This is a genomic window from Streptosporangium sp. NPDC002721 (assembly GCF_042888905.1).
Taxonomy (GTDB): Bacteria; Actinomycetota; Actinomycetes; order Streptosporangiales; family Streptosporangiaceae; genus Streptosporangium.
The window spans coordinates 41,392-60,401 of the sequence record NZ_JBIAQI010000016.1 but is presented as its reverse complement, the minus strand read 5'-3'; the positions used below and the strand labels follow the sequence as shown (position 1 = coordinate 60,401).

Annotated in this window: 20 protein-coding genes; 7 read left to right on the top strand and 13 right to left on the bottom strand. The window is 71.2% G+C overall.

What is annotated here, in order from left to right:
- Nucleotides 1-109: 109 nt before the first annotated feature.
- From hemG to ACFYWM_RS23485, 3 genes are all read left to right on the top strand, one after another.
- Nucleotides 110-1,552: a protoporphyrinogen oxidase gene (hemG, locus tag ACFYWM_RS23495; RefSeq protein WP_389917575.1), complete on the top strand. Its 1,443-nt coding sequence runs from the start codon at nt 110-112 to the stop codon at nt 1,550-1,552.
- Between the two features lie 2 nt (nt 1,553-1,554).
- The gene (hemQ, locus tag ACFYWM_RS23490) at nt 1,555-2,256 is read left to right on the top strand and encodes a hydrogen peroxide-dependent heme synthase (protein WP_389917574.1); all 702 of its coding nucleotides are present in this window, start codon (nt 1,555-1,557) and stop codon (nt 2,254-2,256) included.
- A gap of 243 nt (nt 2,257-2,499) precedes the next feature.
- Entirely contained in the window at nt 2,500-3,111 is a 612-nt protein-coding gene (locus tag ACFYWM_RS23485) for a hypothetical protein (RefSeq protein ID WP_389917573.1), read from the top strand.
- Here ACFYWM_RS23485 and ACFYWM_RS23480 read toward each other — a convergent pair.
- The 4 genes from ACFYWM_RS23480 to ACFYWM_RS23465 all read right to left on the bottom strand — a co-directional run bounded on the left by ACFYWM_RS23480 (nt 3,093) and on the right by ACFYWM_RS23465 (nt 5,469).
- The gene (locus ACFYWM_RS23480; protein WP_389917572.1) at nt 3,093-3,227 is read right to left on the bottom strand and encodes a hypothetical protein; all 135 of its coding nucleotides are present in this window, start codon (nt 3,225-3,227) and stop codon (nt 3,093-3,095) included. The genes ACFYWM_RS23485 and ACFYWM_RS23480 overlap by 19 nt on opposite strands.
- A 168-nt stretch (nt 3,228-3,395) precedes the next feature.
- A complete protein-coding gene (gene msrB / locus ACFYWM_RS23475) occupies nt 3,396-3,797 on the bottom strand; it encodes a peptide-methionine (R)-S-oxide reductase MsrB (RefSeq protein ID WP_389917571.1) in 402 nt (133 codons plus the stop codon).
- Between the two features lie 438 nt (nt 3,798-4,235).
- The gene (locus ACFYWM_RS23470; RefSeq protein WP_389917570.1) at nt 4,236-4,607 is read right to left on the bottom strand and encodes a hypothetical protein; all 372 of its coding nucleotides are present in this window, start codon (nt 4,605-4,607) and stop codon (nt 4,236-4,238) included.
- Between the two features lie 124 nt (nt 4,608-4,731).
- Nucleotides 4,732-5,469, bottom strand: a complete 738-nt coding sequence (locus tag ACFYWM_RS23465) for a pyrimidine reductase family protein (RefSeq protein WP_389917569.1) — start codon at nt 5,467-5,469, stop codon at nt 4,732-4,734.
- Between the two features lie 251 nt (nt 5,470-5,720).
- Here ACFYWM_RS23465 and ACFYWM_RS23460 point away from each other — a divergent pair, with 251 nt between their 5' ends.
- Entirely contained in the window at nt 5,721-6,107 is a 387-nt protein-coding gene (locus ACFYWM_RS23460) for a hypothetical protein (RefSeq protein ID WP_389917568.1), read from the top strand.
- A 10-nt stretch (nt 6,108-6,117) separates the two neighbouring features.
- Here the strand turns inward: ACFYWM_RS23460 and glgX are convergent, their stop codons facing one another.
- From glgX to ACFYWM_RS23440, 4 genes are all read right to left on the bottom strand, one after another.
- Nucleotides 6,118-8,286 (bottom strand): glycogen debranching protein GlgX, encoded by a 2,169-nt coding sequence (glgX, locus tag ACFYWM_RS23455; protein WP_389917567.1) that lies wholly within the window; start codon nt 8,284-8,286, stop codon nt 6,118-6,120.
- 349 nt (nt 8,287-8,635) lie between these two features.
- On the bottom strand, nt 8,636-9,064 hold the full coding sequence (locus ACFYWM_RS23450; RefSeq protein WP_329083919.1) for an OsmC family protein: 429 nt from the start codon (nt 9,062-9,064) through the stop codon (nt 8,636-8,638).
- A gap of 110 nt (nt 9,065-9,174) precedes the next feature.
- Nucleotides 9,175-10,794: an isovaleryl-CoA dehydrogenase gene (locus tag ACFYWM_RS23445; protein WP_389917566.1), complete on the bottom strand. Its 1,620-nt coding sequence runs from the start codon at nt 10,792-10,794 to the stop codon at nt 9,175-9,177.
- Nucleotides 10,795-11,059: 265 nt separating this feature from the next.
- The gene (locus tag ACFYWM_RS23440) at nt 11,060-12,508 is read right to left on the bottom strand and encodes an ankyrin repeat domain-containing protein (RefSeq protein ID WP_389917565.1); all 1,449 of its coding nucleotides are present in this window, start codon (nt 12,506-12,508) and stop codon (nt 11,060-11,062) included.
- Nucleotides 12,509-12,651: 143 nt separating this feature from the next.
- Here ACFYWM_RS23440 and ACFYWM_RS23435 point away from each other — a divergent pair, with 143 nt between their 5' ends.
- From ACFYWM_RS23435 to ACFYWM_RS23425, 3 genes are all read left to right on the top strand, one after another.
- Nucleotides 12,652-13,440 (top strand): DUF1707 domain-containing protein, encoded by a 789-nt coding sequence (locus ACFYWM_RS23435; protein WP_389917564.1) that lies wholly within the window; start codon nt 12,652-12,654, stop codon nt 13,438-13,440.
- A gap of 143 nt (nt 13,441-13,583) precedes the next feature.
- Nucleotides 13,584-14,081 carry a SigE family RNA polymerase sigma factor gene (locus ACFYWM_RS23430; RefSeq protein WP_389917563.1) on the top strand — a complete coding sequence of 166 codons (498 nt, stop codon included), beginning with the start codon at nt 13,584-13,586 and terminating at the stop codon, nt 14,079-14,081.
- Nucleotide 14,082: 1 nt separating this feature from the next.
- Nucleotides 14,083-14,883: a hypothetical protein gene (locus ACFYWM_RS23425; protein WP_389917562.1), complete on the top strand. Its 801-nt coding sequence runs from the start codon at nt 14,083-14,085 to the stop codon at nt 14,881-14,883.
- Between the two features lie 137 nt (nt 14,884-15,020).
- On the opposite strand, the gene ACFYWM_RS23420 is transcribed toward ACFYWM_RS23425, so the two are convergent.
- From ACFYWM_RS23420 to ACFYWM_RS23400, 5 genes are all read right to left on the bottom strand, one after another.
- Nucleotides 15,021-15,782, bottom strand: coding sequence for a sirohydrochlorin chelatase (locus ACFYWM_RS23420; RefSeq protein ID WP_389917561.1), 762 nt, complete (start codon nt 15,780-15,782; stop codon nt 15,021-15,023).
- The gene (locus tag ACFYWM_RS23415; protein ID WP_344746662.1) at nt 15,779-16,507 is read right to left on the bottom strand and encodes a phosphoadenylyl-sulfate reductase; all 729 of its coding nucleotides are present in this window, start codon (nt 16,505-16,507) and stop codon (nt 15,779-15,781) included. The genes ACFYWM_RS23420 and ACFYWM_RS23415 overlap by 4 nt, the downstream gene beginning before the upstream one ends.
- Before the next feature lie 94 nt (nt 16,508-16,601).
- Nucleotides 16,602-16,745, bottom strand: coding sequence for a hypothetical protein (locus ACFYWM_RS23410; protein WP_012893136.1), 144 nt, complete (start codon nt 16,743-16,745; stop codon nt 16,602-16,604).
- Nucleotides 16,746-16,785: 40 nt separating this feature from the next.
- On the bottom strand, nt 16,786-18,468 hold the full coding sequence (locus ACFYWM_RS23405; protein WP_389917560.1) for a nitrite/sulfite reductase: 1,683 nt from the start codon (nt 18,466-18,468) through the stop codon (nt 16,786-16,788).
- A gap of 365 nt (nt 18,469-18,833) precedes the next feature.
- Nucleotides 18,834-18,959 (bottom strand): hypothetical protein, encoded by a 126-nt coding sequence (locus tag ACFYWM_RS23400; RefSeq protein WP_389917559.1) that lies wholly within the window; start codon nt 18,957-18,959, stop codon nt 18,834-18,836.
- Nucleotides 18,960-19,010: the final 51 nt, after the last annotated feature.

Sequence of the window (19,010 nt, the reverse complement as noted above, 5' to 3'; positions counted from 1 at the left end):
AGGGGCAGTCACGATGGCGTCACGTTCCGCGCGCAGCCGGGTCACGGGGGCGCCAGGGGCGCCGGGCGGGATGCGCGGGCGGCAGGGGGGACCGGTACGGTCTGGGGTCATGGAAGGCAAGCGGAGGCATGTGGTGGTCGTCGGCGGCGGGATCGCCGGGCTGGCCGCCGCGTGGCACCTGCGGGGGCGCGGCAGGCATCTCAGGGTGACCGTCCTCGACGGCGCCCCGCGGATCGGCGGCAAGCTCCACGCCACCGAGGTGGCGGGCGTCGCGATGGACGCGGGGGCCGAGGCGATGCTCGCCCGGCGGCCCGAGGGCAAGGAGCTGGCCAGGATGGTGGGGCTGGGCGAGGAGCTGAGGCTCCCCGGCACCACCAGGGCGGGCATCCTGAGCAGGGGCGTGCTGCGGCCCATGCCGGAGGGGCACGTCATGGGCGTGCCCTCCGACGTCCTCGCGCTGGCCAGGTCGGGCGTCCTGAGCCCGGCGGGCCTGGCCCGGGTGCCGCTGGACCACATCCTCCCGGCCACGCGCGTCACCAACGACGTGTCGGTGGCGGCGTACATCCGGGCCAGGATGGGCGAGGAGGTGGTCGACCGGCTCGTCGAGCCGCTGCTCGGCGGCGTCTACGCGGGCAGGGCCGAACGGCTCTCGCTGGACGCGACCATGCCGAGGATCGCCATCGCGGCCAGGTCCGAGCGGTCGCTGCTCACCGCGGCCAGGGAGATCGCCGACGACGCCCCCAAGGACGCCGGGCCCGTCTTCACCACCCTGAGCCGGGGGATGGGCAGCCTGCCCGAGGCCGTCGCCGCCGCCTCGGGGGCCGAGATCAGGACCGGTGTCACGGTCAGGGAGCTGCGCAGGACCGAGGACGGCTGGCTGCTGGTCACCGGTCCCGTCCCCGCCCCGGAGACCGTCGAGGCCGACGCGGTGATCATCGCCGTCCCGGCCCCCGCGGCGGGCCGCCTGCTCGCCGCCGAGGTGCCCGGGGCCGCCGCCGAGCTGGCCCGGATCGAGTACGCCAGCATGGCCATCGTCACCCTCGCCTATCCGCGCGAGGCGTTCCCCAAGCCGCCGACCGGCAGCGGCTACCTGGTCCCGGCCGTCGACGGGCGCGCGATCAAGGCCGCCACGTTCAGCTCGGTCAAGTGGCCGCACCTGGCCGGGAGCGATCCCAACCTGGTCCTGCTGCGCTGCTCGATCGGCCGGATCGGCGAGGAGGCCGTGCTCCAGCGCGACGACGCGGAGCTGGTCGCGCTGGCGATGGCCGAGATGGTCGAGGTCATGGGCGTGCGCGGGCTGCCCCGCGACTCGCGGGTGACCCGCTGGGGAGGCTCCCTGCCGCAGTACGAGGTGGGCCACCTCGACCGGGTGGCCCGCATCCGGGCGGCCGCGGCCGACCAGCCGGGCCTGGCCCTGTGCGGCGCCGCCTACGACGGCCTCGGCATCCCCGCCTGCGTCGCCACCGCCCGCACCGCGGCGGCCCGGATTCTCGACCACCTGGATCCCACGGGAGAATGGCAGGACAGCACTGATTCGTTGACAAAGGGGTGACGATGACGGACGCGAACCCGCGGCCCAAGGCACGCGACCTGAACCAGGTGATCCGCTACACGATGTGGTCGGTCTTCAGGATGAAGGAGCGCTGCCCGGGGCACCGCGAGGGCATGGCCGCCGAGGTCGAGGAGCTCCTGGCCCAGATGGGGCGCAAGGACGTGGTCACCCGCGGCCTGTACGACGTCGCGGGGTTCCGCGCCGACGCAGACTTCATGTTCTGGTGGCACGCCCCGACGGCCGAGGACCTGCAGGAGACCTACTCGCGCTTCCGCCGCACCGGCCTGGGGCAGCTGACCGAGCCGGTCTGGTCGGCGATGGCGCTGCACCGCCCGGCCGAGTTCAACAAGTCACACATCCCGGCCTTCCTGGCCGAGGAGGAGCCGCGGGGGTACGTGAGCGTCTACCCGTTCGTGCGCTCCCTGGAGTGGTATCTGCTGGACGACGCCGACCGCCGCCGGATGCTCGCCGAGCACGGCAGGATGGCCCGTGAGTATCCCGACGTGCGGGCCAACACCGTCGCCTGCTTCTCGCTGAACGACTACGAGTGGATGCTGGCCTTCGAGGCCGACGAACTGCACCGCATCGTCGACCTGATGCGTGTCCTGCGCGGCGCCGAGGCCCGGCGGCACACCCGCGAGGAGATTCCCTTCTTCACGGGGGTCCGCAAGCCGCTGAGCGAGCTGGTCGCGGCACTGCCGTAGCCTTCGCGCGCTTCCTTGCGCCGCCCGCCCTTTCGTCACGGGAGTTTCGCGAGGTGAAGAGCGTGTCTCCTGTGACGTCGCGGCGAAAATTAATCCTCCGAAGGTCTCTTTACCGTTACTTGGCTTTGTCATACTCGGGAAAAATCACCTGTCTATGTGAGGCCAAGGGTGAAAAGGGGCGAAGGTCTGGCACGGTCCAGGCGACGTGCTCGGGGGCGCCGGAGGAAGAAGTCCCGCTCGCGCGTGCTTGAGGTCTCGGTGGCCGTCGTCGCCTTCGCGGTGGGGGCTCTCTGGGTGAGCGGGTGGTTCTCCGCCGAGGCGGGCCCCGTGGGCGGGACGGTCCGGGCGCCGGTTCCCGGCGGCGTGGCCGCCCTGGCACCGCCCGGGGCTCCCGCGGCCGGCGGGGTGGTCGCCGCCGAGGTGGACGGCGAGAGCACGAAGGGCGCGAAGGGCGCGAAGGGCAGGGAGAGCGAGGCCGCGGCCGAGAAACGGGCCGAGACCGAGAAGAAACGCCGGAAGGACAGGGAGACCGAGGCGTCGGGGCCCTCCAAGCACACCGACAAGAAGGCGGTGGCCTACTTCGAGAGCCGCAAGGTGACCAAGCGGGTCAAGGACATCCGGATGGTCGGCGGCTATCTGCGGATATACACGGACCTGCCGGAGACGGCGGACAACTCGAAGCAGGCGATCAAGCTCTGCGAGGCGGGCGTCGACTATCTCGTCGGGGAGCTCGGCATGCCCAGCCCCGTGGTCTTCGTCCAGGCGGAGTTCGGGGAGAACGGCAACCCGGTCCTGGCCAACATCCTCGGCCCCGACGACTCCGACTGCCGCCTCACCTACCCGAGGCCGCGATAGTCGACGCGCCGTGCCGCCGGGATCACCCGGACCCTGGTCCTGCCGCAGATCGAGCAGCGCTGGGTGACCACCCGGCCGATGGTCTCGATGATCTCCCATCTGTGACGGAGATGCACGGGGGCTCCTTAGGTGAACACGCTACGGAGATGTCCGAATACTACGCGTCATCTCGCTTGCCCCTCCCGGTGGCCGGCTAACCTCCCGGACGGGCGATGTGACTGTCCGAGCGCGTGAAGGCCCCGCCAGAGCAGGTCCGGCGGGGCCTCTGTGGTTGGGCCGGCAGCCTACTCGACGGGCTCCAGCCTCAGCGAGACGGAGTTGATGCAGTAGCGGTCGTCGGTGGGCGTCCCGTAGCCCTCGCCGTGGAAGACGTGGCCGAGGTGCGAGTCGCAGGTCGCGCACCTGACCTCGACGCGGGTCATGCCCATCGAGCGGTCCTCGATCAGCGTCACCGCCTCGGACTTCGACGGCTCGTAGAAGCTGGGCCAGCCGCAGTGGCTGTCGAATTTGGTGTCGGACCGGAACAGTTCGGTGCCGCAGGCCCGGCAGCTGTAGACGCCCACTGTCTTGGTGTCGACGTACTCTCCGGTGAAGGGACGCTCGGTCCCCGCCTGGCGGAGCACGTGGAACTCCTCGGGAGAGAGCTGGACGCGCCATTCGGCGTCGCTCTTTACCACCTTGTCCATCGCTCCAGCCTATGCGGTCGCCGGAGCGGACGGAGGGGCGAGTCCCGGGATGGGGTTCGGGGTAGGACGCCCGGCCGGTGCTCCTGGAAAAATCTTGGTGGGCGAAGCATCCTTTGATGACCGTTTTGGCGTCTTTAAGTATGTGGAGGGTGATTCGCCTTCCTGTTGAGGGGTGAAATCATCTGCCGGCCGTCCAGCACGCCGCAGACGGCCACAGGCCACCGTTCGGGTGGCGCGCCAGCGCCCGGACATCGGTGGGTACGGCAGGTGATTGTGCGGTCCGTCCCGTCGAGTGCCCGGTCCCGCCGCCGAGGCGGCTCCGGGGCGGACCCACCCGATCCCGCCTGAGACCTCGACCTCGCCGCGACCGCTCGGTTCACGATCATCCCGATTGGCGGGCCACCGCCCGCGCCCGCCTGACCGATGTCGGTGGAGGACTCAGTCCTGGCGGCGTCGTCCGAGGGTGAACGACACGTTCACGCCGATGATCCCGACCCACATGAGCACCAGGACGAACCCGAGGAGTGAGTCGCCCAGTTCGGAGAAGGACACCGCGACCGTTCCCGGCACCCCGAGCCCGAGGGAGATGATCGCGAGGGCCAGCCGCTGCCCGGCGTCCACGGAGGGGCGGACCGCGGGGCTCTCCTTGCGGGTGCGGGCGGCGAGCCGGTCGTCCACCCGCTTGTCGATCTCCTGGTCCACCTTCTCCAGGAAACCCTCGACGAGGGAGTCTTCGTACTCCGGCCCGAGGTCGCGACGGGCCTCAAGCGAGGCGCGCAGTTCGTCACCGGAGGAAGAGGTTCGAGGCATATTCGAGATATATCGTTTCTTTACGAAGATGTCCATACGAACGCCATCCCGGCCGTACGAACCACGGGATCTTTCCGAGCCCCGTCGCGAGGTTGCGAGACTCCGGTGTCGCCGTGTCCCGGTTTCAGGAAGCCACGGCCTCCTCGTGCCGCCGGACGTACCGCGTGAAGAGGAACCCCTCGTCCTCCAGGACGTGGGCCAGGCGCAGGCGCGCGAGCGAGGAGGGGCCGTCGAGGACCCTGGCGGCGTCCCCGCCGATCAGCACCGGGCTCACCGTGAGGCAGAGCTCGTCGACCAGGTCGGCGGCGGCCAGCTGGGCGTTCACCTTCGGCCCGCCCTCGCACAGCACCCGGCTCAGGCCGCGCGCGGCGAGCTCGCGCATCGCCAGCGCCGGATCCACCCGCTCGTCCCCGGCCACGATCACGTCGGCGTGCCTGGCGGCCTCCTCTCGGCGCTGCCTGGGCGCGGCCTCGCAGGTGACGACGATCGTGCGCGCGTACGGCTCCGCCTCGGCGAACAGCGGGCCCGACAGGTCGAGGTCGAGCCCGCGGGTGATCACCGCCACCGGCGGGACGGCCGGGCGGCCCTCGCGCAGCCCCCGCCACGACGGCCTGGAGCGTGCCGGGCCGTACCCCTCGGCCCGTACGGTCGCCGCCCCGGCCACGATGACGTCGGCCAGCCCGCGAAGCACCCAGAACACCTGGCGGTCACCCCTGCCGGACAGCTCGCCCGACAACCCCTTCAGCCAGGTCCCGCCGTCGGCGCTGGCGACCATGTTGATCCGGAGGCACGGGCCGGCCGGGTAGGCGTAGGCCCGCGCGAGGTCGACCTCGGCCGAGCTCTCGGGATGGATGAGACGCATTGCCCCACCTTCGCACGGAGCCCGCCCACCTCCGTACGGAGGCTGTCTCACCTCTGCTCGGAGACACCCCTGTACGGAGACACCCCTGTACGGAGACACCCCTGTACGGAGACACCTCTGCACGAAGGCGGCCTGCGAGCTTTCCCGGCGCGGTCCATAACGGTTGTGACGGCTTGTAGTGACTTCGGTCGGCTCCCGATACATGATTCATCTGGGAGACACGGGAGGGCTGTGTGGGGCTTGTCGCGATCGTGACATGGTTGATCACCGCGATCGTCGGGATCTACCTGCTGTACCTGTGGCTCTCCGGGGGAGGGCTGAGACAGCAGGCGACCAAGGTCACCCGGTTCCCCACGTTGCTGATCTTCGCTCACCCGGTCCTGGCGGTCTCCGCCCTGGCCTGCTGGGTCGTCTACGTGCTCACCCTCGACCCGCTCTTCGCCTGGTTGTCGTTCGGGGTGCTCTCGGCCTCCGCGCTGCTGGGCTTCACGATGTTCACCCGCTGGCTGGGCGGTGGCCGCCACGCCCGCGGCGCCGAGCAGCGCTTCCCCATGGTCGCCGTCCTGCTGCACGGTGCCGTGGGGGTGACGACGTTCGTTCTCGTCCTGCTCACCGCCGCGGTCGCGTCCGGGGCCTGAGGAACACCCGTCACAGGCGCACGCAGCGCAGGATCCGCACCGAGCGCGCGGTCACCTCCACCGAGGCGTCGGCGGGCCACGACTCCTCGGCGCCCGCGGAGGCGCCCGCCGAGACGCTTGCGGAGGCGCCCGGCGCGGCGAACGGAGCCTCGCCGGGACCGTCGTCCGCGGTGTCCAGCACGCGCTGCCACCGCTTGCCGTACCTCGCCTCGGGCAGGGTGAAGGACATGTCCTCGTGGTGGGCGTTGATCAGGAGCAGGAACGAGTCGTCCGCGATCCGCTCGCCGCGCGTGCCCGGTTCGGTGATGGCGTCGCCGTTCAGGAAGACGGTCAGCGACTTGGCGTAGCCGGTGTGCCAGTCACCGGCCGTCATCTCCTCACCGGCCGGGGTGAGCCAGACGATGTCGCGGGTCCCGTCGTCGGCCTTGTGGCCGTGGAAGAAGCGGCGCCGCTGGAACACCGGGTGCTCGCGCCGCAGCTTGGACAGGCTCCTGACGAAGTCGAGGAGGTCCCCCTCGCTCCTGACCAGCGACCAGTCGACCCAGGAGGTCTCGTTGTCCTGGCAGTAGGCGTTGTTGTTGCCGTGCTGGGTCCGGCCGATCTCGTCGCCGGCCAGCAGCATCGGCACGCCCTGGGAGACGAACAGGGTGACCAGGAGGTTGCGGCGCTGGCGCCGGCGCAGGGCCACGATCTCCGGGTCCTCCACCGGGCCCTCGGCCCCGCAGTTCCACGACCGGTTGTCGTCGGTGCCGTCGCGGTTGTTCTCCTTGTTGGCCTCGTTGTGCTTGCGGTCGTAGGAGACCAGGTCGGTCAGGGTGAACCCGTCGTGGCAGGTGACGAAGTTGATGGAAGCCACCGGGCGGCGCCCCGAGATGGCGTAGAGGTCGGCGGACCCGGTCAGCCGGGAGGCGAACTCCGGCAGCGCGGACCCGCTCCCGCGCCAGAAGTCGCGCACGCTGTCGCGATACTTGCCGTTCCACTCCATCCACAGCGGCGGGAAGTTGCCCACCTGGTAGCCGCCGGGCCCCACGTCCCACGGCTCGGCGATCAGCTTCACCTGGGAGATCACCGGGTCCTGCTGGATCAGGTCGAAGAAGGCGCTCAGCCGGTCGACGTCGTGCAGCTCGCGGGCGAGGGCGGAGGCCAGGTCGAACCTGAAGCCGTCCACGTGCATCTCCAGCACCCAGTAGCGCAGCGAGTCCATGATCAGCTGGAGGGCGTGCGGCGAGCGGACGTTGAGGGAGTTCCCGCAGCCGGTGTAGTCGAGGTAGTAGCGCCGGTCGCCGTCGTGCAAGCGGTAGTACGACCGGTTGTCGATGCCGCGGAAGCCCAGCGTGGGCCCCATGTGGTCGCCCTCGGCGGTGTGGTTGTAGACCACGTCGAGGATGACCTCGATCCCCGCCTCGTGCAGCGCCCGTACCATCGCCTTGAACTCCGGCACCTGCTCGCCGCGCTGGCCGGAGCCGGAGTAGGCGGCGTGCGGGGCCAGGTAGGCGATCGTGTTGTAGCCCCAGTAGTTGGTCAGCCCCCGGGCGACCATCGCGTGCTCGGGCACGTACTGGTGCACCGGCATCAGCTCCACCGCGGTGACGCCCAGGCTCAGCAGGTGCTCGATGACCGCCGGGTGGCCCAGCCCCGCGTAGGTGCCGCGCTGCTCCTCGGGCACCGCGGGGTGGCGCATCGTGAGCCCGCGCACGTGCGCCTCGTAGATGACGGTCTGGTGGTACGGGGTCCGGGGCGACCTGTCGTTGCCCCACTCGAAGAACGGGTTGATCACCACGTTCTTCGGCATGAAGGGGGCGGTGTCCTCGTCGTTGCGGTTGCCCGGGTCGGTGAACTGGTATGAGAACATCGCCTCGTTCCACCTCACGTCACCCTCGACGGCCTTGGCGTAGGGATCGAGGAGCAGCTTGGAAGGGTTGCACCGGTGCCCCTGGGAGGGGTTGTAGGGGCCGTGGACGCGGTAGCCGTACCGCTGCCCCGGCATGATCCCCGGGAGGTAGCCGTGCCAGACGAACCCGTCGACCTCGGTCAGCTCGACGCGCTCCTCGCGGCCGTCGTCTCCGAAAAGGCAGAGTTCGACACGCTCCGCTACCTCGGAGAACAGCGAGAAGTTGGTACCCACGCCATCCCAGGTGGCGCCGAGCGGATATGACTCTCCCGGCCAGACTGCGCGCATGTGACCCTTTCTCCTCTGGTCAGGCTCCCTGTGTGCAGGGTGTTTCCGCCCTTGTCACTTTAAGGTGGTATCGAGGAGTTTCGTATCCGGGCTATGGCGTGCTTTCCGTACCTCCCTTTTCCGTACGCGCCACGCGACCGCGCGTGACCGGAGGTGCACGCGTGGCCGCGAAGGCGTCATGGCCGGCTCGCGGCCGGCCACCCTCGGTGACCGGTTCGAGGCGACCGCCCGCTCTCAGGGGGACCGTCCGCTCTCAGGGGGACCGTCCGCTCCGGGGCGGCCGCCCGTGGTGGACGCCCTGCGGAGCGGTCCGGTCCCCGTCACCCCGCTCGCGAGAGCCGGAGCGTGATCAGCTCAGCAGCTCGGCGTTGAGGCTGATCGTCGTGCCCGAGAGGGCCTTGCTCACCGGGCAGTTCGCCTTGGCGGTCTCGGCCGCCTCCTGGAACTGCTCGGCCGTCAGGCCGGGGACCTGGGCGCGGACCGAGATGACGATCCCGGTGATGCCCTCGCCGGGCTGGAAGGTCACGTCGGCCTTCGTCTCCACGGTCTGGGGCGGGGTGCCGGCCTGGGCCAGCCCGTGGGAGAGGGCCATCGAGAAGCACGAGGAGTGGGCGGCCGCGATGAGCTCCTCCGGGGAGGTCTTGCCGTTGGCCTGCTCGGCGCGCGAGGGCCAGGACACGTCGAACGTGCCCACCCCGGAGGAGTCGAGGGAGACGCTGCCCGAACCGTCGAGCAGCGCGCCCTTCCACTGAGTCGTCGCGGTACGTGTCGTCGCCATGGCGATTGTCCTTTCGATCATGAACCGTTGGCCATGACCGACCCTACTCGGCGCCGTCACCTCCCCGTGACCCGGAGCGCCCCGTTGTCCCGGAAGCCCGGGGGCAGGGGTCAGAACGAGGCGCGCTCGACGAGGGCGTCCAGGTCCAGGCCGGTGGGCAGGGTGCCGAAGGCGCGGCCCCCGTCGCCGGACAGGCGCGAGACGCAGAAGGCGTCGGCCACGGCCGCGGGAGCCAGCCGGACCAGCAGGGAGCCCTGCAGCACCAGCGCCATGTCCTCGGCGACACGCCGGGCCCTCGGCTCGAAGTCGGTGGTGTCGTCCAGGGACTTGCGCAGGCGGTCGGCGGCGGCGTCCAGGTGCCGATCGGCCCCGGCGGCGAGCGCGACCTCGGCGAAGAACGCCTCCTGGGCCTCGGGCTCGCGGCCCAGGGCGCGCAGCACGTCCAGCGCCGCGACGTTCCCCGACCCCTCCCAGATGCCGTTCAGCGGCGATTCGCGGAACAACCGCGGCATCTGCGACTCCTCGACGTAGCCGTTGCCTCCCAGGCACTCCAGCGCCTCCGCCGCGTGGACCGGGGCGCGCTTGCAGATCCAGTACTTGCTCACGGCCAGCGCGGTACGGCGCAACGCGGCCTCGGCCCGGTCACCGGCGATGGCCCGGTCGGTGGCCCCGGCCAGCCGCGTCATCAGGACGGTCGCCGCCTCCGACTCCAGGGACAGGTCGGCCAGGACGTTGCGCATCAGCGGCTGGTCGGCGAGCTTCCTGCCGAACGCGCCCCGGTGCCGGGTGTGGTGGACGGCCTGCGTGACGCCGTACCTCATGCCGGCCGCGGAGCCGATCACGCAGTCGAGCCGGGTCATGTTGACCATCTCCAGGATGGTCCGCAGCCCCCGGCCCTCCTCGCCCACCAGCCAGGCCGTCGCGCCGTGGTACTCCACCTCGGCGCTGGCGTTGGACCTGTTGCCCAGCTTGTCCTTCAGCCGCATCAGGTGGAGGGCGTTGCGGGTGCCGTCGGGAAGGACGCGGGGGAGCAGGAAGCACGACAGCCCGCCGGGGGCCTGGGCGAGGACCAGGAACACGTCGCACATCGGGGCGGAGTTGAACCACTTGTGGCCGGTCAGGACGTAGCTGCCGTCGGCCCGCGGTTCGGCGCGGGTGGTGCCCGCGCGCACGTCGGAGCCGCCCTGCTTCTCGGTCATCGCCATCCCGGCGAGCACGCCGCGCTTGCCGAGCGGCGGGCGCAGCCCGAAGTCGTAGCTCCGCGAGGCCAGCAGGGGCTCCCAGTCGGCGGCGAGCGCCGGGCTGTGGCGCAGCGCGGCGATCGAGGCGTAGGTCATCGAGATCGGGCAGCCGTGCCCGGCCTCGACCTGGCTCCAGACGTAGAACTTGGCGGCGCGGGCCACGTGCGCGCCCGGCCTGGCGCTCGACCAGGGGGTGGCGTGCATGCCGTTGTCGACGGCGACGGTCATCAGCTCGTGCCAGGCGGGGTGGAACTCCACCTCGTCGATCCGCCGTCCGTACCGGTCGTGGGTTCGCAGGACGGGCGGATGCTCGTTCGCCAGCCGTCCCCACTCCTGGGCCTGCTCGGAACCGGCGAGAAGGCCGAGCCTGCGCAGTTCCCCGGTGGCCCAGCCCGCACCCTCGCGTGCCACGCCGTCCATCAGGGCGGCGTCGGCGGACACGTCATGTCCGGTGAGAGGGTGGGCCTGGTTGAAGACGTCATGGGTCACGTGCGGCCTCCGGTGGATCATCCGGCTCGTCGCCGGCCTCTGCGCCTATCCCAACATCCTTCTGGGGGGTGCTGCCCTTGGTTGAGTGCTATATCCGATTTTCGTCCACAGGTGGGCCTCCGGTTTCCGAGGATTCATCCCGCCGTACGCGGGCGGCCCCGGCCGGTCAGGGCCACGTGCGACGACCCGCCCCCGCCTTGACGCCGAGACAGGGACGGGATCATGATGCGGGGCGGACGTCCGGGCGGGAGGCCCGGGCCGCGGGTCAGGGGTTCTTGACCAGGTCCCGGAGGTAGTCGTCGTCCTCGTCGCTCTCGGCGAGCACGCGCTCGGCGCCCCGCCGGGCCCGCGCGTCGCCCCGGGTGGCCAGCCCCCGGGTGGCCTCGGCGACCGCGTTCAGGTCCTCGTCGTCGAGCCTGGCGGCCAGCGCGTCACGGATCCGCTCGCTGTCCTCCGGCAGCCCGGCCAGGCCCATGGTGGCCCAGTCGCGTACCTCCGGGTCGGGGTCCTCGGTCATGGAGATGAGCAGCGCGAGCCCCTCGGCGTGGCCCGTGGGCAGGACGGCGGCCAGCGCGGCGGGATCGGCCTGGGTGCGGGTCCAGCCGTCGGCGGTGACGATCTCCAGCACCTCGGGCAGGGCGCGCGGGTCGGCGTGGTGGCCGAGCGCGCCGAGCACCGAGCGCAGCACCCGCTCGTCGCCCTCGGTGGCCGCCATCCGGCGCAGGATCGGCAGCGCCTCCTCCAGGTAGGGCTTCTCGTCGTCGGTGAAGCCGAACTGGGCGATCACGTCGACGGCGAACTCCCGCTTGCGCGGGTCCTCGCTGGAGCACAGCCGCGCCGCCGCGTCGAAGGTCTCCCCGTCGCCGCGCCTGCTCAGCGAGCTCGCCACGGTCCACCAGGTCTCGGCCTCCTCGTCGACGTCGCGGTAGGGCATCGCCCGCTCGACCAGCTCGTCGAACGGCAGCCGCTCGCCGGTGGCGTCCTCCAGCAGGGTGGCGACGGCCGCGTGCCCGCGCTGGCAGGTGAGCTCGGCCAGGCGGGTCCCGTCGGGGCCCACCGCCGCGACGGTCACCAGGTCGGTGCCGTCCTTCGCCCTGCTGCGCCCCACGACGAACTGCGAGTCCTCGGGGACCTGCTCGGTGAGCTGCTCCAGGAGCGCGCTCTCCAGCTGGGTGCCCAGCCAGTCGTAGGCGATGGACAGCGGCGTGTCGCCGTCGCCGTCGGGCCGGTCGGCCTCGGCGCCCTTCTCCAGCAGCGCCTGCACGACGCCCAGGGCGCCGCGCCGGGTGGCGAGGGTGAGCGCGGTGTCGCCGCCCTCGGTGGCGTCCTCGGGGTTCGCCCCGGCGGCGAGCAGGGCCTGGGCCGCGGCGGCCCGCCCGTTGGCGGCGGCCCAGAGCAGGGCGGTCCAGCCGCCGGCCTCCCGCCCGGACACGTCGGCACCGGCGGCCAGCAGCGCCTCCAGGGCCTCGACACGGTCCCAGGCGGAGGCGGCGGACAGGGGCAGCCCCTCGTCCTCGCCGCCGCTGGTCCGGTTGGGGTCGGCTCCGTGGTCCAGCAGCGCACGCACGACGGCCACGCGGCCCCGGTTCGATGCCAGGTAAAGGGCGGTGGGCTCTTCCGCGCCCTCGGGGTCGGCGCTCGTGCCGTCGCGCAGCAGCCGCTCGGCCCGCTCGGCGTCGTTGGCCGCCACCGCGTCCAGGAGTTCTCGGTACATGCCTCCGGATCATATGGCGTGCCTCCCCGCCTCGGCCGTACGCCGGTCCCGCGCCCGGCGAGAAGGCGTCATCCGATGTGTTTATCCGGCCTCCTTCGTCCGAGGGATCCCCTATCGCGACAACTCGCGATATGTTGTGAGTTATGAATGATCCCGGGGAAATGCGGGTCTCGGACGCGGAGCGGGAAGCCATCGTCGAGCGGTTACGGGTCGCCTCCGTCGAAGGCCGTCTGACCCTCGGGGAGCTGACCGAGCGCACCGAGGCGGCCTACATCGCCCGCACCCAGGCCGAACTGGCCGTGATCACCTCCGACCTGCCCGGCGGGCACTCGGTCCCCGCGCCCGCCTACCGTCCGCCCCCGCCGGAGCGCGGCCAGGTGCGGCGCTGGTTCGTGGCGGTGATGAGCAGCTCCAAGCGGCGCGGTTCGTGGCGGATCGACAAGCCGCTCGGCGCCGTCGCCGTGATGGGCGACGTCGTGCTGGACCTGCGCCAGGCCGAGGTACGCACCGGGGGAGTGGTCGACATCATGGCCACCGCGGTCATGGGGAACGTGAAGATCATCGTCCCGGACGGGGTGGACGTCGAGCTCGACGGCGTCGCCGTGATGGGCGACAAGAAGGTCCAGGTCAACGAGGCGCCCCCGGGCACGAACGCGCCGCTCGTCCGGGTCAGGGCCTACGCCGTCATGGGAGACGTCAAGGTGGTCGGCGACTCCAAGACCAAGCCGCTCAAGAAGGCCATAGCCGCCTGGCGCAAGCAGTGGGACGAGCTGCGCGAGCTCACCGGAGAGCAGGGCCACTACGGGCTCGGTTCCGGTTCCCAATGGCTCCACCCCTCCCACCAGGAGCACCTGCTCGACCCGCGCTCCTGGCACCCCACCCCGCCCCAGCCGCCTCAGCCTCCCCACCCTCCGCAGCCGCCCCGCCACTGACGGCGGCCCGCTCTCGCCGCCCGCGCGGAGGACTCCGGCCGTACGGAGAGCCCCCGGCGGGCGAGCTCCGCCACACGTGCAACGTCCCGGGATCCCTTAGGCGTAGTGATCGGTGACATACACCGAGCAGTGAGGATCCCCCGATGCGAGATCGGGCTGACTTCGAGCACTACGTGGAGCAGCGCTCGGCCCGCCTGTTACGGGCCGCGTACCTGCTGTGCCGCGACTGGGGCACGGCGGAGGACCTGTTGCAGACGGCCCTGGCCAAGGCGTGGTTCGCCTGGCGGAGGGTGGGCGACGACCCGGACCCGTACGTCTATCGCATCCTGGTCAACACCCATGCCACCTGGTGGCGGCGCAGGTGGCGGGGAGAGGTACCGAGCGAGGTCCTCCCCGAGGCTCCGGACGGCGACGCGATGGACGCGACGGCCACGCGGGAGGCGGTCAGGCAGGCCCTGGCCGGGCTTCCCGGCAGGCAGCGGGCCGTGATCGTCCTGCGCTACTTCGCCGACCTGCCCGACCAGCGGATCGCCGAAATCCTCGGCTGCTCGGTGGCGACCGTACGCAGCCAGGCCAGCCGGGCACTGCGCAAGCTGCGCGTCGATCCCGCGGCCGTCGCCGCGACCACCACGGGGAGCTGAGATGACCATCACCGAATCCGAGCTGCGCGAGATCCTGAACGAGGACGAGGGCCACGGCGGCGGGGTGACCGTCGCGGGTGTCCACCGGCGAGTCCGCGCGATCAGGCGCCGCCGCCGCTGGGCCGCGGGTGGCGCGGTCGCGGCCGCACTCACCGTCGCGGTGGCCCTCAGCACACCCGCGGGTGGCGTCGCGAACGACCCGGACGTCTGGAACGGCGTCATGACGCGGCCGTCCCCCACCGTCCCGACGACGTCACAGCCGCTGGGAGGGCCCTACCCCGGAGACAAGGTCGCGAGCGGCGAGTACAGGACGGGCGGGACACGCGAGGAGCTCCGGATCGAACCCGGAAACACGCCGTTGAAGGTGACCGTTCTCTGCGCAGGACCGCTGCGGCGGGCACTCGTCTGGATCGGAGACGGTCCTCCCCAACGGCACCTCTGCGGAACCGGTCCCGACGGATACACCATGGAGATCTTCTGGGACACCCCGAACCAGGGGATGATCGGGAGCAGGGATCGCCCGGCCGGGAAGCAGGTCGTGTCCGCGGCCGTCCTGCCCGGCGAGGTCGACAGGGCCGGCAGGACGGCCCGCGAACTGGCCGAGGGGATGAACGAGTTCTTCGAGGGCTGGGAGGAGCAACTCGCCGCGGCCGAACCCTTCCCCCTCAAGTGGTCGATCACGGTACGGGAGATGTTCCGCCCGGTCTGCCGGGACAACGTGCGCCAGATGGACTCGCGCACCGGGGAGATGGTCCGCCTGACCTGCGAGGGCAAGGACACCGCACCCCCGCGAAGCCCTTGAGGGCCTCTGGTGGTCCGGGCCAGGCTCCAGGCGGTGACCAGGGCCTTTGAGGGCCCGAGGCGGTCCGGGCCAGGGGCCAGGCGGTTGACCAGGGCCCCTGATGGCCCCAGGGGTCCGGTCCGGTCCCGGTCCGGGGTTCAGGCGGTGGCCAGGGCCCTCCAGCCGTGCGCGGCCCGCTCGTAGCGTTCGAGCAGCACCGCCGCGACCTCGGGGGCGGCGCCCAGCACGTCGGCGACGGCGTCGGCGCCCGCGGCCAGGGTCTCCCGGCGGATCTTGTCGGCGAAGTGGCCGGGGGCCAGCAGGTAGGGGGCGACCACGACCCGGCAGGCTCCCGAGCGCCGCAGGCGCAGCACGGCCTCCTCGGGGGTGGGACCGGCGGCCGAGGCGTAGGCGGCGGTCACCGACCGCCAGCCGCGCAGCCTCGCCCAGTCCCCGGCGATCCCGGCGACCGTCGCGTTGGCCCGCCGGTCGCTGGAGCCGGCCGAGACCAGCACCACGGCGGTGTCCGGCTCGCCCGGCTCCACGCCCGCCTCGGCCAGGCGCCGCTCCAGCGCGCCGACCAGCAGCGGGTGCGGGCCCAGCGTGGCGCCCGCGTGCACGCGCAGCAGGGGCCTGCGGGCCGTCGCCTCGGCCAGCGCGCCGGGGATGTCGACCCGGCTGTGGTAGGCCTCGGTGAGCAGCAGCGGCAGCACCGCCGCCTCGGCCAGCCCCGACAGCGCCATGGGAAGCGTCGGGGAGGCGTGGTCGAGGTAGGCGGTGCGGACCAGGAGCTCGGGCCGCGCCTCCCGTACCAGGTCGAGCAGGTCCTCCACCGTCGCGGCGGCGCGCGGGTCACGGGACCCGTGCGCCACCGCGACCAGCGGCGTCCCGGAGGCCGTGCCGTTGGCACGCCACGTCATACGTGGAGCCCGCACTCGGTCTTGCCCATGCCCGCCCAGCGGCCGCTGCGCGGGTCCTCTCCCGGGGCGACCTGGCGGGTGCAGGGGGCGCAGCCGATCGAGGGATAGTTGTCGTAGTGCAGCGGGTTGATCAGCACCCCGTTGTCGGCCATGTAGTTGTCGACGTCCTCCTGCGTCCACCTGGCGATCGGGTTGATCTTGACCATCTGGCGCTTGGCGTCCCACTCGACGACCTTGACGCCGGCGCGGGTGACGGCCTCGTCGCGGCGGATGCCGGAGACCCAGGCGAGGTAGGGCTCCAGGGCGCGGTTGAGCGGCTCGACCTTGCGCAGGTAGCAGCACAGGTCGGGGTTGCGCCCGAACAGGCGCGGCCCCAGGTCGCGCTCCTGCTCGGCCACCGTGCGGGACGGCTTCACGTCGATCACGTTGACGTCGTAGACCTGCTGGACGGCGTCACGGGTGCCGATCGTCTCGGCGAAGTGGTAGCCGGTGTCGATGAACAGCACGTCCACGCCCGGCTTGACCCGGCTGACCAGGTCGATCAGCAGGGCGTCGCTCATCGAGGCGGTGAGGCAGAGCCGGTCGCCGAAGGTCGCCGCGGCCCAGCGGATGATCTCAAGGGCCGAGGCGTCCTCCAGGAAGCGCGCGGCGGACTCGACGATCTCCTGCAGGTCGAGCGTCCCCCGCTGCTGACGTAATCCGACTTCGATGTCCACCAGTGTCATCGCTCGCTCACCCAATCCTCATTCGCCGCGCGGGCAGGTCGTGCCTCGCGGGCCGTCGCGTTCGTCACGTGCATCCCGTTGGATTCGCCGCGCGTCACGAGCGCACCCCGATTCCGAGAAACTTCAGCTTGAAGGCGCGCACGCACGACCGGCAGTACCAGCCGCCGTCGCCTTCGTAGGGCTCCAGGTCTTCCTCGCCGCAGTACGGGCAGTGGAAGGGAACGGCTCGCTCGCTCATCCGCCCGCTCCCGTCTCCGGCGGGCCGGCGTGCCGGCCGCTCACTTCAGGTCCGCGTCGTCGGCGCGCTGGACCCAGGCGGAGAAGGTCTCCTCCTCGTCCTTCTGCTTCTCGAAGTTGCGGAGCACGCGCTCGACGTAGTCGGGAAGATCCTCGGAGGTGGTCTTCAGGCCGCGGACCTTGCGGCCGAAGCCGGGGTTAACGCCCAGCGAGCCGCCCAGGTGGATCTGGAAGCCCTCGACCTGCTCGCCCTCGTCGTTGACGACGAGCTGGCCCTTGAGGCCGATGTCGGCCACCTGGATGCGGGCACAGGAGTTGGGGCAGCCGTTGACGTTGATGGTCAGCGGGTGCTTGAAGTCGGGCAGCCGCTGCTCCAGCTCGTCGATCAGGCCGGCCGCGGTGACCTTGGTCTCGACGATGGCCAGCTTGCAGAACTCGATCCCGGTGCAGGCCATGGTCTGGCGGCGGAAGGTGGAGGGGTTGACCCGCAGGTCGCCCGCCTCCAGCTCGGCGACGAGGCTGTCGACCCTGTCGGGCGCCACGTCGAGGATGACCATCTTCTGCTCGACCGTGGTGTGCACCCGGTCGGAGCCGTGCCGCTCGGCGATGTCGGCGATCAGGTGCAGCTTGTCGCCGTCGAGGCGGCCGACCTTCGGGGCGAAGCCGACGTAGAAGTTGCCGTCCTTCTGCGGGAAGACGCCCACGTGGTCCCTGCGGCCGCCGCGCGGCTGCTCGGGCGCGGGGCCGTCGGGCAGGGCGTACCCCAGGTACTCCTTCTCCAGGACGTCGCGGAACTTCTCGGCGCCCCAGTCGTTGATCAGGAACTTGATCCTGGCCCGGTGGCGCAGGCGGCGGTAGCCGTAGTCGCGGAAGATGCCGATCACGCCGCCGTAGGCGGGGGCGACCTGCTCCGGGGTGAGGAAGACACCCAGCCGCTTGGCCAGCATCGGGTTGGTGGACAGGCCACCGCCCACCCACAGGTCGAAGCCGCGCTCGCCGTGCTCGTTCACGACGCCCACGAACGCCACGTCGTTGATCTCGTGCACGGTGCAGTGCGCCGGGCACCCGCTCACCGCGGACTTGAACTTGCGCGGCAGGTTGGAGAAGGCCGGGTCGCCGATGTAGGTGTCGTGGATCTCCTGGACCAGCGCGGAGCCGTCGAGGACCTCGTCGGTGTCGATCCCGGCCAGCGGGCAGCCCAGGATCACGCGCGGGGTGTCGCCGCAGGCCTCGGTGGTGGACAGGCCCACCGACTCCAGGCGCTCCCAGATGTCGGGGACGGCCTCGATCTCGATCCAGTGCAGCTGGATGTTCTGCCGGTCGGTGACGTCGGCGGTGCCCCGGCCGTAGAGGTTGGAGATGTCGGCGATCACGCGCAGCTGGGCCAGGTCGAGCCGGCCGCCGTCGATCCTGACGCGGAGCATGAAGTAGCGGTCGTCGAGCTCCTCCGGCTCCAGGATCGCGGTCTTGCCGCCGTCGATCCCGGGCTTGCGCTGGGTGTAGAGGCCGAACCAGCGCATCCTGCCGCGCAGGTCGGCGGGGTCGATGGAGTCGAAGCCGCGCTTGGAGTAGACGTCGATGATCCGCTGACGGACGTTGAGGCCGTCGTCGTTCTTCTTGTTCTCCTCGTTCTTGTTCAGCGGCTCGCGGTAGCCGAGAGCCCACTGGCCTTCGCCGCGCGGGCGCTTGTGATGTCGATTCGCCGACCGGGCAGGGGTCGTCATGTGCGCGTCCTTATTGTGGCTCGATGGAATGATTTCCGGACGCGCACAGGCGGCACCTCCCGCCTCATCGTCGAGTGCGGGGGTTGATTACTCAGAGGAGGACGCCTGTTACGCGGCCGAGCTGGGTGAAATCAGCAGGGGGCGACGGTTAACGGACGTCACAACAGATGGCACTGCGGACACGCAGAAGGTCGACGTGGCGTCGCACGACGAGCAACGGGTCCGCTGGCATGTCTACGACGATACCTCGGGCATCGGGGATGTCCAACGTCAGGTCCACTATCTGGACGAAGGTGCGGGACCCCCGACACGCGCCGGGCACGGCGGGAGGAGCTCGTCCGGAGGGCGGGGCGCCGGGGCGCGGGTCAGCCCTGGCGCGGCCAGTCCAGCGCCGACTCCCGGGGCCTGGGGGTGGGCTGGTGCTGGCAGTCGCACCACGAGCCTCCCCGGCACTCGTCGTGCCGCCGCTCCTTGCAGTCCTCGCAGATCATGATTCCATCATGCTCTGTTCCTTCCAGAATATTCCTCGGTTACCCTTGCCT